This is a genomic window from Leifsonia sp. NPDC014704 (genome assembly GCF_043083605.1).
GTDB lineage: Bacteria > Actinomycetota > Actinomycetes > Actinomycetales > Microbacteriaceae > Leifsonia.
Genome location: NZ_JBIBYW010000002.1, coordinates 476346 through 488966, shown reverse-complemented (window position 1 = coordinate 488966; position 12621 = coordinate 476346). Strand labels below are relative to the sequence as shown.

Here is a 12621-nt window from a genome sequence, read left to right as displayed (position 1 = left end):
GGTCAGATCCTCGTGGTCTTGATGGCGGTCGTGTCGAGGCGCGGGTTGAACGACCCGGTCACCGGGGCGGAGTCGGAGTGCTGCGGAGCGAACCACGTACCGATCACGGCGATGAGCGCGAGCGCCCCGAAGAACCAGATCGCCGACCAGAAGGTGCCGGTGGCGACGATCAGACCGGTCGCGATCGCGGGAGACAGGCCGCCCCAGACGGCGGCGCCGATCCCGTACGACAGCGACATCGACGTGTAGCGGGCCTGCGGCCGGAACATCTGCGTCATCACCGTGGAAAGCGGTGCCCACGCTCCGCTGAGGGTGATGCGGATGACGCTGACGAACACGTAGATCAGGGCGACCTGGTGGTTCTGGATCACCAGCACGAGCGGGATCACGGCGACGAAGGAGAGCACCGAGCCGAGGATGATGACGCGCTTGCCGCCCCACTTGTCGCCCAGCATCGCCAGCGGCAGGGTGACCAGCGCCTCGATGAACGACGCGACCGTCATGGCACCGAGGATGATGCTGGCCTGCAGCCCCACCTCCGGACTGGTGGCGAAGTTCTGCACGAACGTGGTGGCGATCACGTAGCCGCCCGACGACATCGCGATGATGCAGAAGCCCAGCAGCATCGGCAGCCAGTTGTTCCGCAGGGCGAACAGGATCGGGGTCGACTGGGTGTGGCCCTCGATCTTCTCCTCGAAGACCGGGGTCTCCTCCACCCGGTACCGCACCCAGATGCCGACACCGATCAGCACGATGCTGAAGAGGAACGGGACGCGCCAGCCCCAGGTCAGCAGGACGTCGTCGCCCGCCGCGGCGAGGATCCAGAAGGCTCCGGAGGCCAGCAGCGCTCCGAGCGGGTTGCCGAGCTGAGTGAACCCGCCATAGAAGGTCTTGTACTTCGGCGGCGCGCTCTCCACCGACATCAGGCTCGCGCCTCCCCACTCGCCGCCGACCGCGAGGCCCTGGGCGATGCGGAGGAGGATCAGCAGGATGGGCGCGGCGATCCCGATGGCGGCGTAGCCGGGGAGGCAGCCGACCAGGACCGTGGCAACGCCCATGATGAACAGCGTCAGGGTCAGTGCGCGCTTGCGGCCGAGCTTGTCGCCGATGTGCCCGAAGATGATGCCGCCCAGCGGACGCATGAAGTACGCGACGGCGTACGTGCCGAACGACGCGAGCGTTCCGAGCGCGTGGTTGACCTCGGGGAAGAACACCTGGGGGAAGACGATGGCCGCGGCCGTCGCGTAGACGTAGAAGTCGTACCATTCGATGGTCGTCCCGACCACGGAGGCGAGACCGGCTTTCAGCGCCCGCCGGTGTCCGACGGGGCGTGCTTCGGTGACAGACACACACAGCTCCTTTGCTCGTATTGTCATCAAGTTCGTCGTGAAGTCTCACGCCGTCCGGCCGCGGGCGCAAGCGCAGTTCCGCGTGACGGAAGGCCTCTCGCCGTCTATCTGCTGACTTTGGTCGTCATTTGCGAGGCGGATCGTCACATCCATTGCCCTTACGCCGATGATTCGACGTGAACGGGGAGCGATTCCGGGTATTCTGCCCGATGTGCCGATCCGCCACGACCGAAGCGCCCCCGATCGCGACAGCGACGCGCTCGACAGCAGCCTGGTGCGCGCGCTGCAGGCGGACGGCCGTGCAAGCATCCACGAACTCGCCCGCACACTCGGGGTCTCACGCGACCTCGTCTCCCGGCGTCTCAGCACGCTGATCGGCCGCGACGGTCTGCGCGTCGTCGCGGCGCTCGACCCCGGATTCGCCGGCCTCAATGTGCTCATCCACGGGCTCGTCGAGGTGGACGGGCCGGCCCGACCGGTCGCCGAGCGGATCGCCGAGCTGCCGGACACGGTGTTCGTCTCCCTGGTCGCCGGCGCCTCCTCCCTGGTGTTCGAGTCGCGCCACGGGGATGCGGACGAGCTGAGCGCCACACTGGCCGCCATCCGAGCGATCCCCAGCGTCCGCCGCGTGCGCGTCACGACGTATGACGCATTGCTGAAGGAGTTCATCACCGCCGCCTCCGTCAGCGATGTGCGCCTCGATCGGCTCGACCACGACCTCATCGCGATCCTGCAGGACGACGGTCGCGCCAGCTATCGGGCTCTCGCCGATGCGGTCCGGCTCTCCCCGTCGTCAGCGCGCGCCCGTGTGCGTCGGCTGCTCGATGCGGGCGTCATCCGCATCGCCGCGATCGACGCAGGCGGTCTCTCCCGCAACCGGGTCGCGGTCGGCGTCGGGATCGCGCTGCGCGGCGACCCCGGGCCGGTGCATCGGTACCTCGTCGCGACCTCCGCGGTCGACCTGGCGGCGGCCGCGCATGGTGCTTACGACGTCATCGCGACGATCGTCGGAACGGCGACGGCGGGCGTGCTGGCCGTCATCGAGGAGCTGCGCGCGCTTCCCAGTGTCGGGTCGTTGGAGACCTGGGCGCATCTCGACATCATCAAGGAGGACTACACCCGCACGCTCGGCCGCATCGTGCGGCCGTAGCGACGCTCCATCCGTGACGCCGGTGCTAGCGGGCCGGCTTCGTCGGCACCACTTCGCAGCGGGCTGCCTCCCCCGGCGTCCCGGTCTGACTGTCGAGCACCTTCCCCGTCGCGCGCTCGCGAATCTCACAGCCGGCGACGGTCTCCGCGTTCTCGGGAGTGACGGTGATCTGCGGGCCGGCGCCGCCGTCGGCGTCGGCATGCCAGCGGGTGTCGTTCACATCCTCCGTGAGGACCATGGCACCGTTGAGCCCATCGACGGTGTACGGGGCGACCGTGGCGATGTTCCCGCCCTCGGCCCAGGCCACGTAGGTGATGCTGCTGTGCGCGCTCCGGGCCGGGGCACACGCCGTGATGCTGAGTGCTGCGGCCACAGCGAGGCCTGTCGCCGCGAAGATCCGAATGATATTGCTCATACGACCAGCCAACCAGGGGACCGGTGCAGCGACATCTGGCTCAGGTCCCTGGTGTCTCCATCGTGCGATGTATTCCCGCGGTCGGGGGTCAGTCCAGGTCTTCCGCCGTGTCGAGGATCTTCGTGATACGGACCGCGTAGTCCTGGTCGACGACCACGATCTCGCCGTGCGCGATGAGGCGGCCGTTGAGCAGCACATCGGCGGGCGACCCGGCGGAGCGGTCGAGCTCGATGACCGCGCCCGGCTCCATCGCGAGCACGTCGCGCACGGCCATGCGGGTGCGGCCGATCTCGACGGTCAGCGCCATCTCGACGTTGCTGATCCGCGCGAGCTTGCCACCGAGCGCGCTGTTACCCGCACGCTCGGCGACCGACGCGCGCCCGCGGACCGCGAACCAGCCGGCGACGCCGGACGGGCCGGACAGGGCGAAGACCGAGGTGGCCGGGTCGGCGAACAGTTCCGAGGCGTCGTCCGGGCGGGCGTCATCCAGGACGCCGGCACCGAGCGTGTCGCTGGCGGCCTCGAGGGCCGGCTGCAGCACATCCTGGAGCGCCACCACCGGCGCGCCGTCCGCACCCTCGTCGACCAGCTGCGGCGCCTCGAGCAGCACGACGGCGAGATCGGCCGAGACGGCGCCGACGAATGTGGCGACCACGGCACGTGCGGCGTCCTGCACATCCGACCCCTGCGACAGCAGCGGGGTCAGCGGGGCGCCGGTCGGCAGCACGCGGGCGAGCGCCTCCGCGGCGGCCTGCGCCTGCCCGAGCGAGAGGCCGGAGGCGTGTGCGGTGCTGGTCATACTCATCGGAATCAGTCCTCTGTGTTGACGATCACGCAGGCGAGACGCGAGCCACTGGAGCCGAGAGCGGCCGAAGCGACGGTCTGCCCGCCGACCGTGAGATCGAAGGGTCGGTGCTGTGGATGCGGGAGCGGCAGCAGGTCGCCGACCGCCAGCCCCAGCACAACGCTGGGGCGCACGGCCGCCGGGGCCAGCCGCAGGGCCACATCCACGGGGACGCGCGCCAGCTGGGCGTCGACCAGCTCGCGCGCGTTCTCGGTGCTGTGAGTTGGGTTCGTCTCGCCCAGTTGCGGGAGCAGTGCGACGGCGGGCAGGGCGACGGTCGCACGGGCGACGTTCTCGCCCACACGCAGCTCGAAACCCGCCACGATCATCAGCTCGGAGGTCGCGGCGGCCTGCGCGAACTGCGAGTTGTACTGGATGGCGTCCACCGTGATCGGCGCGAGAAGGATGGAGCCCAGCGAATAGCGCAGATCCTCCAGTGCGTCATCCATCAGCCGGCGCACCAGCGCGTGCTCGATCTGGGTGAACGTCCGCTCGTGATCGACCGGGGTGCCCTGACCGCCGAGCATCGCGTTCACCCACGACAGTGCGGCGGTGGTCGGGAACTGGATGACCGCCTTCGGGGCGATGTGCTCCAGCTCGCACAGCACCATGGCCGTGGTCGCCGGCAGCGACGCCGCGTACTCGTCGTACGTCTGCAACTGCACGAAGTCGCACTCCACCTGGCTGAGCACGCGCACCTTCGCGGTCAGCTGCGTGCCCCACTGCCGGGCGAACGTCTCAAACGCCAGCTCCAGCACGCGCGAATGCTCGCGCGCGAGCGTCGTCGGCCGCCGGAAGTCGTAGACCGGCGCCTCGGGGGCGTCCGGCGACGGGGCCTGCAGAGTCGTCACGGGAAGGACTATCGGCAGGCGGGCGGCTCTTGTTAGGGAACGAGGTGGACGGACGGGTTCGAGGCGGACACCTGGTTGGCGGTCGCCTCGACGCGGGTCAGTCCCACTTAGTGCACTCACCGGAGGCGGAGATGCCCAGGATCTCGGTGTTCGCGGAGAAGCTGATGGAAGCGCTATGCGGCAGGTCGACGATGATCGACCGGTGACCCCCGCTGTCCTGCGCGGCAGGACCGATCTGACGGACCCGGTACCCGAGACCCTCCCAATAGGAGCGCACCTTCTCGCTCAGAGCATCAGGGTCGAACTCGGACGACGGACCGGCCAGTTGCCGCACATTGACGTCGTATTGACCGGTGGTGGCCTTGTTGTCGCACGGACCCCAGTCCCACGCGGCACGTTGTTCAGGGTTAGCGGGATCGAATGCGACGGGCGGGATTCCCACATCCAGCCACTCACCGCCGACGAGCTGTGCGACCTCGTTGACATGTTCCAGTGCTTCATCTAGGAGCTGGGCTTTGGGCTTGGTAGAAAGCCCGTCGAACGGGGTATTGACGCCGGGGTGAGGCATAGGTCCTCCTAAATAGACGCACCCGGTGAGTGCGAAGACGACGGTGAGGCTGAGCGTGGCTCGAATGCTGCGGATGCGCCTCAAGGGATGCCTGCCTCCGAACCACCCATCCATACCGGCCGGAGCACCGTCGTCGACCGGCCGTAGGCGGGTCAGTCCCACTTACCGCACTCGCTGGACGCAGAGATCCCTAGGATCTCGGTGTTCGCGGAGAAGCTGACGGAAGCGCTATGCGGCAGATCGACGATGATCGACCGGTGCCCTCCGCTGTCCTGCGCGGCAGGACCGATCTGACGGACCCGGTACCCGAGACCCTCCCAATAGGAGCGCACCTTCTCGCTCAGGGCATCAGGATCGAACTCGGACGGCCCGGCCAGTTGCCGCACATTGACGTCGTATTGGTGGGTGGTGGCCCGGTCGTCGCACGGGGCGCGGTGCCATGCGTCGCGTTGTTCGGCGTTCGCGGGATCGAATGCGACGGGCGGGGTTCCTACATCCAGCCAGTCACCACCGACAAGCTGCGCGACATCGTTTACGTGTTGCAGCGCTTCGTCCAGGAGCTGGGCCTTGGGCTTGGTGGAAAGCCCGTCGTACGGGGTATTGACGCCAGGCTGAGGCATAGGTCCTCCTAAATAGACGCACCCGGTGAGTGCGAAGACGACGGTGAGGCTGAGCGTGGCTCGAATGCTGCGGATGCGCCTCATTTTCCGCCTCGACCTTGGTCGTGCGGGACGATGGGAGGTTGCCTGAGCGGGATGCTCCGGGTGCCGCCATTGATTCTTCCATCCGTACCAACGGCTGCTGCCGCGGTGTTGCGGAGCGATTCGGTGCCCTTGTTGAGGTATCCGTGGCCCGAGGTGGCGTGCAGGTTGAAAACCCCGCGATCGTCGCCGTATCCGAAGATGTCGTGCCCATCTGTGGGTTCAAGGCGCGCGGCCGGGTCGCCTTCGGAAGAGAACACCTGGGCACCAAAGCGGTCGTCGCAGGGATCGACCCGGCCCGAGTAGGCGCGGCCGGTGCCCGCGATGGCGTCTTGCGAGGATTCGCTGGCGTAGACGTGCTGCATGCCGCCGTCCACCTTCAGGTCCCTCGCGGCGGAGTAGCCACCTTCGACACCGGCCGAGGCGAGGAAGACAACGGACTGCACATTGTGGCTCAGACCACTGATCGCGTTGCTGGCCACGGTGGTGCCGTAGGAGTGGCCCACGACCGCGGTGAACGGATGAGGGTTTCCGCCGAGGATGCTGTCAGCGGCCCATTGCCCATCCAGCTCCGCCGACAAGCGACGGCCACCGGACTCGGCCTTGTCACCGTGGAGCACCGAATCCATACCCGGTGCGTCGTACCCGATCCAGGCGACCACCATATGTGGCAGGCCATCCAAGATGCCCTGCTCGTTGTAGAGATTGATGCCGGCGTTAGCCCAGCCCTCGAGGCGTCCATCCACGCCGAGTCCGCTGTCCATGCCGGGGACCATCCAGGTCACCTTTCCCGAGGTCTCCGCGCTCGCCTCCCCGATGGCCACGGCTGCCAGAGGGGGCTCATGACGGAGGTTGTAAGAGTGCAACCCGCGGGCCGGCTTCTGGGCCTTCGCCAGCGCCTCGTAGTCGGCCGCGGTACCATCCGGCAGCTTCTCCGCCCCGAGCGCCGCCAGGATGTCCTTCAGCGTCCTGCCCCGCGCCGAATCCGGGCTGATCGTCGGGTCTTTCAGGTCGCGCGCGAGCTGAATGGCGTTCGCGTGGATGCGCGTGTCGGCGTCGAGTCCGGGCAGGTTGCCGATGACCTCCGGGGCGAACTGACACCAGCGTTCGCGGGCCTCGGACGGCAGCTTCTTCCACCAGGCCGCCACCTTCTCCGGTGCGGGCGGGTTGTCCCAGAACTCCTGTGCCAGCTTCGGGTCGGCGGCGAGAAGGGCCGCCAGCGTCTCCGGCTTGAGCAGGGTCAGCATGTCCAACAACGCGGCGTCCGCGTCGGTGGATGGCGGAAGCAGGGCGAACTCGCTGACCGTGGTGACGAAGTCATCCAACTGGGAGGGCGCCAGGGCGGGCAGCGCACCGTACAGCGTCGCCTGCAGAGCACGGACGAGGACCTGTTCCTCGGTCTCGTACTGCTCTTTAGCTGTGCGCGCCTGCCGCTTCGCCTGCTCCAGCCGCTCCTGCGCGTCCTGAAGCCCCGACCGCGCGCTCCGCAGCTCATCCTCGGCGGCCTGCGCCCGGCGCCGCGCTTCCGCGACCTCCGTCGTCGTCGGCATGCTGGTGCCGGCAGGAGGCGGTGTGGTCGCGTACTGTCGCTGGGTCTTCTGGAGCTGGGCCAGGGCCGCAAGCAGGTCGGCGTGTTCGGTGTTCAGCAGCCCGAGGGTGGCTTCGGCCCTCTCGATCTCCTCCAGAGCCTGCGCAGCTGCGGTGAGGGCTGCATCGGCGGCGTTCTGCTGGCCCCACAGCGCCATGACCCACTTCAGCGCCGCCTCTCGCGCCTCCATGAAGCGCTTCGACGTGTCCCGGCACGCCCGACTCACCGTGCGCAGGCGCTGCCCGAACGCCTCGGCCGCGTACCCGGACCAGTGCGGCTCGCCGACCCGCTTCAGAACGTCGTCGAGCCGATCGGCCCGCCACCACATCCATTCGGCGGTGGTCTCGAACTCCTTGGCCAGCTGGTCCACCGTCTCCGTGTCGCCCGGCGTCGGGTCGTCATCCAGGCCGACGGGAGACCAATCCGTCGTGCTAGAACGCACGGGGAGCGCCCAACGTGAATGCCTGAGCGCTGTCTGCATCACGCCGCTCGTACACGTCGGCGGCAGACGCGAGCGCCTCCCGCAATGAGACGACGCTCTCGGACACGGCGCGCAGAGCGGGACTCCAGTACCCGTCGAATTCGTCGAACGCACCGATCACACGGGCGGCGCCGAGACTGCCCGGCGCCGACGGCGAGCTCGGCCGCTCGGCGTTCACCTCGCTCAAGCTCTGAGCGATCAGTCGGAGCTGCCCGGTATCGACGTGGACCTTCTTCACCGTGCCGCCTCTCTCGTGTACCCGGAGCGAGGCGAGACTAGCATACGTACACACATATCGGTGCGATGTGCTGCACATTAAACGGCATCCCGCATGCACCGAGGGTCCCCCTAACGACCGACCCACGCGGGCCGATAGTGCACTCGTGACGGCTCACCCGGAGCCGAGACCAGGATTCGCGCCCATGATCGTCGTCACCCGATTGAACGACAGCCAGTTTGCGGTCAACCCCGACCTCATCGAGCGCATCCACGCCAGTCCGGACACCACTCTCGTCATGGTCGACGGGGCGAAGTTCATCGTCACCGAGTCCCTGTCCGAAGTGATCGAGAAGATCGCCGCGTACCGGGCGCGCGTGATCGCGCTCGCCCACGATCTGCCCGCCGCCGGCCCGCGACCCGTGCCGGCGCCGCCGCTCGGGCTCGTGACCCTGACCGGCCTGGAAGACGACGAGACGGGGAGGGCTCACCCCGAAGCCCGCGCCGTCCCCCTGCGAGCAAGGAAGAAGTAATGGACCCGGCAACGATCATCGGCATCGTCCTCGCGTTCGGCGCCGTCGTCGCGATGGTGACGATGGAGGGCGCGCACCTGAGCGCGCTGCTGCTGCCCGCCCCCATGGTGCTGGTCTTCGGGGCCACCATCGCCGTCGGGATCGCCAGCGGCACGATCAAGGACTTCCTCACCGCGGTCAAGGCGCTCCCCCGCGCGCTCCGCGGGAAGGTCGAGCCGCCGCAGCAGGTGATCGACCAGGTCGTGGGCCTGGCGGAGAAGGCCCGCGCCAACGGTCTGCTCGCCATGGAGCAGGAGGCCGACAGCGTCGACGACCCGTTCCTCAAGCGAGCGCTGCAGAACATCGCGGACGGCACCGACGGCGACGAGCTGCGCGTGCTGCTGGAGGACGAGATCGCGACCCGGTCGAAGAAGGACCGGGTCGCCGCGAAGTTCTTCAGCGCGATGGGCGGGTACGCGCCAACGATCGGCATCATCGGCACCGTCGTCTCCCTGACTCACGTGCTCGAGAACCTGGCCGAGCCGGGCGAGCTCGGTCCGATGATCGCCAGCGCGTTCGTCGCGACCCTCTGGGGTCTGCTGTCGGCCAACTTCCTGTGGCTCCCGCTGGGGGCGCGCCTACGCCGGCTCTCCGAACTGGATGTGGAGCGCATGACCCTGCTGATGGAGGGCGTGCTCGCGGTGCAGTCCGGCTCGCAGCCGCGCCTCCTCGGCGAGCGCCTGCGCGCGATGGTTCCCGACGGCGACGCCGAGAAGGGCACGGCGAAGAGCGCCAAGCCCACGCGCGGCGCGAAGGATCCCGTCGAGGAAGCGGCCTGACATGTCAGCCCGCCGTCGGAAGAGACACGAGGAGCCGGAGGAGCACGAGAACGAGGAGCGCTGGATGGCCTCCTACATGGACATGGTCACCGTGCTCATGTGCATGTTCATCGTGCTCTTCGCCATGTCGACGGTGGATGCGAAGAAGTTCGAGCAATTGAAGGACTCGCTGGCGACCGGCTTCGGGCAGGTGAAGACGCAGAAGGTCGACACCGCATCCGGGGTCGTCGTGCCGCCCAAGCACGTCGACGAGTCCGGCAAGTCGACCGACTTCGCCCTCGCCCAGCAGGAGGCGCAAAACCTGCAGCACCTGAAGGACCTCATCCAGGCCGCGCTCACCCGCGATGGCCTGCAGGATGCGGTGGAGCTCAAGATCGACGAGCGCGGCCTCACGATCGGGCTGGTCGGCAACTCGACGTTCTTCGACTCGAACCGCGCGGAGCTCAGCGCGCGCGCGGTGGCCGTCCTCAACGACATCGGGCCCGTGCTCGCTCCGGAAGCATACGAGGTCTCGGTGGAGGGGCACGCCGACCTGCGGCAGCCGGGGGCTCCGTATCCGACCAACTGGGAACTCTCCGCCGGCCGGGCGACCAGCGTGCTGCGGCACCTGGTCGAGGTGAACGGCTTCCCTCAGGAGCGCATCGCCGCGGTCAGCTTCGGTTCGGCGCGTCCGGTCGCCGGGCACACCGGCACGACCGACTCCGACCTGGCGCAGAACCGCCGGGTGGATGTGGTGGTGCTGTCGTCGCAGCCGGACGCCATCCGCAAGCTCATCCCCCAGGCGCTGCAGTCGCCCGCACCCACCACGGCCCCCGCCGCCTCCCGCTGACGCCTAGTCCCCACCGTCGAGTACGCACAAACTGCACACAAGCCACCGCTCAGGCGTGCAATTTTTGTGGACTCGACGGGGTTGAGGCGGGTATGGATCTTCAGCTTGAGAATCGCGTCGTCCTCGTCGTCGGCGGCAACGGCTTCATCGGCTCGGCGGTCGCCGACCGCCTCCGCGCCGAGGGCGCGACCGTGGTGGTCGCCTCCCGCAGCGCCTCGGATGGGGTGACCCTCGACGCCTCGGACGAGGAGTCCGTGCGTCGCGGCATCGACACCGCGCTGGAGCGTCACGGACGCATCGACGGCCTGGTCGTGACGGCCGCGCCGCCGGCGCAGACCCTCGACCCCGCCCGCAGCTCCGACCCCGAGCAGATCCTGAGCGCGATCGACGGCAAGGCGCTGTCGTTCCTCCGGGTCGCTCGCGCGGTGATCCCCGCGATGCGGGAAGCCGGCTTCGGCCGGATCGTCGCGATCAGCGGGCAGAACGCCTACATCAGCGGCAACATCACCGCGGTGGTGCGCAACGCGTCCACCATCCTCATCGCGAAGAACCTCGCCGACGAGCTGGCAGGGACAGGCGTCGCCGTCAACGTCATCAACCCGGGCCTCGTCACGGAGACCCCCGACGCCCAGGTCGCACCGGGGCGAGGCGGGGAATCGTCTCCGGACCAGATCGCCGACCTGGTCGCCTTCCTCACCTCGCCCCTGTCGGCGGTCGACGGCGAGTCCATCGCCATCGGCCACCGGATGCTGGGGACGACCCTGCTCTAGCCGAGCGAGACGCCCGTCCACGAGACCGGCGGGAGCTCGAGCGTGAGCACGCCGTCGTCGAGGGATGCGGTGGGCGTCGGGCGAAGGCCCACGCGGTTCTGGTCGTGCAGCGTGTTCTTCGCGTACACATCCTCATCCCACAGGGACACGGCCTCGCGCACCGAGGAGACGCCGAGGTCGCGCACGTCCACCCGGACGGTCTGCGTCTCGGTGAGGCTGCGGTTCACGACGAAGAGCGCGGCCGAGCCGTCGCCCTCGTCGAAGGTGGCCACCGCATCCACCAGGTCCGCCTCGCCGTAGACGGCGGTCTCGTACGAGCCGGTCTCGATGCGCGGGCGCAGCACCTCGCCGCGGGCCAGCCGGCTCGTCACCGAGAACGGGAAGAACGTGGTCTGGCGCCAGGCATCCCCGCCCGGCTCGGTCATGATCGGAGCGATCACGTTCACCAGCTGGGCGAGGGAGGCGCTGGTCACGCGGTCGTGGTTCTTGAGCAGGGTGATGAGCAGGTTGCCGAGCACGACGGCGTCGGCGGCCGAGTAGACGTCCTCCAGCTGCCGCGGGGCGTACCGCCACTCGTCGTTGACCTCCTCCGACTCCTTGTGCTCGTCGAGGTACCAGATGTTCCACTCGTCGAACGAGATCTGGATCTTCTTCTTGCTCTTGAGCCGGTTGCCGACGTGATCGGCCGTCGAGACGACCGTGTCGATGAAGTACTGCATGTCCACGGAGGAGGCGAGGAACGAGCCGAGGTCGCCGCCGCGCTCCTGGTAGTACGCGTGCGCCGACACGTAGTCGACGTGCTCGTAGGAGTGCTCGAGAACGATGCGCTCCCACTCGCCGAAGGTCGGCATCCCCGAGCCCGAGGAGCCGCAGACCACGAGCTCGAGGTCCTTGTCGGCCATCTTCATCGCAGCGGCCGTGCGGGCGGCGAGCTTGCCGTAGTCGTCGGCGGTCATGTAGCCGGTCTGCCACGGGCCGTCCATCTCGTTGCCGAGGCACCACATCCGGATGTCGTGCGGCTCCGGCGTGCCGTTCGCGATCCGCTGGTCGCTGAGCGCCGTGCCGGACGGGTGGTTGGCGTACTCGAGCAGGTCGAGGGCCGCCTGGATGCCGCGGGTGCCGAGGTTGACCGCGAGCATCAGCTCCGAGTCGGTGAGCTTCAGCCAGCGCGAGAACTCGTCCAGGCCGACCTGGTTCGACTCCAGCGAGTGCCAGGCGAGGTCGCGGCGCACCGGGCGCTTGTCGCGCGGGCCGACCGAGTCCTCCCAGCGGAAGCCGGAGACGAAGTTGCCGCCCGGGTAGCGGATCGTCGTCGAGCCGAGCTCGCGGACGAGCTCCACGACGTCGAGCCGGAAGCCGTCCTCGTTCGCGGTCGGGTGCCCCGGCTCGTAGATGCCGTCGTACACGCAGCGCCCCAGGTGCTCGACGAACGAGCCGAAGATGCGGCGGTTGACGGTCGCGACGCGCGCGGTGCGGTCGAGGGCGATGCGGGTCTCAGACAAATGGAT

The 12621-nt window shown here is 68.5% G+C and carries 14 protein-coding genes; 5 read left to right on the top strand and 9 right to left on the bottom strand.

Annotated features, from left to right (window positions below):
- Nucleotides 1–2 precede the first annotated feature (2 nt).
- Nucleotides 3–1349 (bottom strand): MFS transporter, encoded by a 1347-nt coding sequence (locus tag ACF1AJ_RS13880; protein WP_309855346.1) that lies wholly within the window; start codon nt 1347–1349, stop codon nt 3–5.
- 211 nt (nt 1350–1560) lie between these two features.
- Between ACF1AJ_RS13880 and ACF1AJ_RS13875 the strand changes: the two genes are divergently transcribed.
- Nucleotides 1561–2499, top strand: coding sequence for an Lrp/AsnC family transcriptional regulator (locus ACF1AJ_RS13875; RefSeq protein WP_391507861.1), 939 nt, complete (start codon nt 1561–1563; stop codon nt 2497–2499).
- A 25-nt stretch (nt 2500–2524) separates the two neighbouring features.
- Here ACF1AJ_RS13875 and ACF1AJ_RS13870 read toward each other — a convergent pair whose 3' ends face one another.
- From ACF1AJ_RS13870 to ACF1AJ_RS13840, 7 genes are all read right to left on the bottom strand, one after another.
- Complete coding sequence (locus tag ACF1AJ_RS13870; protein WP_391507860.1) at nt 2525–2914, bottom strand: hypothetical protein; 390 nt, start codon at nt 2912–2914, stop codon at nt 2525–2527.
- 88 nt (nt 2915–3002) lie between these two features.
- Complete coding sequence (gene fliN / locus ACF1AJ_RS13865) at nt 3003–3719, bottom strand: flagellar motor switch protein FliN (RefSeq protein WP_391507859.1); 717 nt, start codon at nt 3717–3719, stop codon at nt 3003–3005.
- A gap of 5 nt (nt 3720–3724) precedes the next feature.
- Nucleotides 3725–4609 (bottom strand): flagellar motor switch protein FliM, encoded by an 885-nt coding sequence (locus tag ACF1AJ_RS13860; protein WP_018188950.1) that lies wholly within the window; start codon nt 4607–4609, stop codon nt 3725–3727.
- 97 nt (nt 4610–4706) lie between these two features.
- The gene (locus ACF1AJ_RS13855; protein WP_391507858.1) at nt 4707–5177 is read right to left on the bottom strand and encodes a hypothetical protein; all 471 of its coding nucleotides are present in this window, start codon (nt 5175–5177) and stop codon (nt 4707–4709) included.
- Between the two features lie 152 nt (nt 5178–5329).
- Nucleotides 5330–5797 (bottom strand): hypothetical protein, encoded by a 468-nt coding sequence (locus tag ACF1AJ_RS13850; protein ID WP_391507857.1) that lies wholly within the window; start codon nt 5795–5797, stop codon nt 5330–5332.
- Nucleotides 5798–5877: 80 nt separating this feature from the next.
- Nucleotides 5878–7836, bottom strand: coding sequence for an alpha/beta hydrolase (locus ACF1AJ_RS13845; protein ID WP_391507856.1), 1959 nt, complete (start codon nt 7834–7836; stop codon nt 5878–5880).
- Between the two features lie 61 nt (nt 7837–7897).
- Nucleotides 7898–8185 carry a hypothetical protein gene (locus tag ACF1AJ_RS13840; protein ID WP_391507855.1) on the bottom strand — a complete coding sequence of 96 codons (288 nt, stop codon included), beginning with the start codon at nt 8183–8185 and terminating at the stop codon, nt 7898–7900.
- Nucleotides 8186–8369: 184 nt separating this feature from the next.
- Between ACF1AJ_RS13840 and ACF1AJ_RS13835 the strand changes: the two genes are divergently transcribed.
- The 4 genes from ACF1AJ_RS13835 (at nt 8370) to ACF1AJ_RS13820 (ending at nt 11113) form a co-directional block, all read left to right on the top strand.
- Nucleotides 8370–8696, top strand: coding sequence for a flagellar FlbD family protein (locus ACF1AJ_RS13835; protein ID WP_391507854.1), 327 nt, complete (start codon nt 8370–8372; stop codon nt 8694–8696).
- Nucleotides 8696–9514: a motility protein A gene (locus ACF1AJ_RS13830; protein WP_391507853.1), complete on the top strand. Its 819-nt coding sequence runs from the start codon at nt 8696–8698 to the stop codon at nt 9512–9514. Before ACF1AJ_RS13835 ends, ACF1AJ_RS13830 begins: the two co-directional genes overlap by 1 nt.
- Nucleotide 9515: 1 nt before the next feature.
- On the top strand, nt 9516–10343 hold the full coding sequence (locus ACF1AJ_RS13825) for a flagellar motor protein MotB (protein ID WP_309855360.1): 828 nt from the start codon (nt 9516–9518) through the stop codon (nt 10341–10343).
- A gap of 92 nt (nt 10344–10435) precedes the next feature.
- Nucleotides 10436–11113, top strand: a complete 678-nt coding sequence (locus ACF1AJ_RS13820; protein WP_391507852.1) for an SDR family NAD(P)-dependent oxidoreductase — start codon at nt 10436–10438, stop codon at nt 11111–11113.
- Here ACF1AJ_RS13820 and ACF1AJ_RS13815 read toward each other — a convergent pair.
- A complete protein-coding gene (locus ACF1AJ_RS13815; RefSeq protein WP_391507851.1) occupies nt 11110–12615 on the bottom strand; it encodes an alpha-N-arabinofuranosidase in 1506 nt (501 codons plus the stop codon). The genes ACF1AJ_RS13820 and ACF1AJ_RS13815 overlap by 4 nt on opposite strands.
- Nucleotides 12616–12621: the final 6 nt, after the last annotated feature.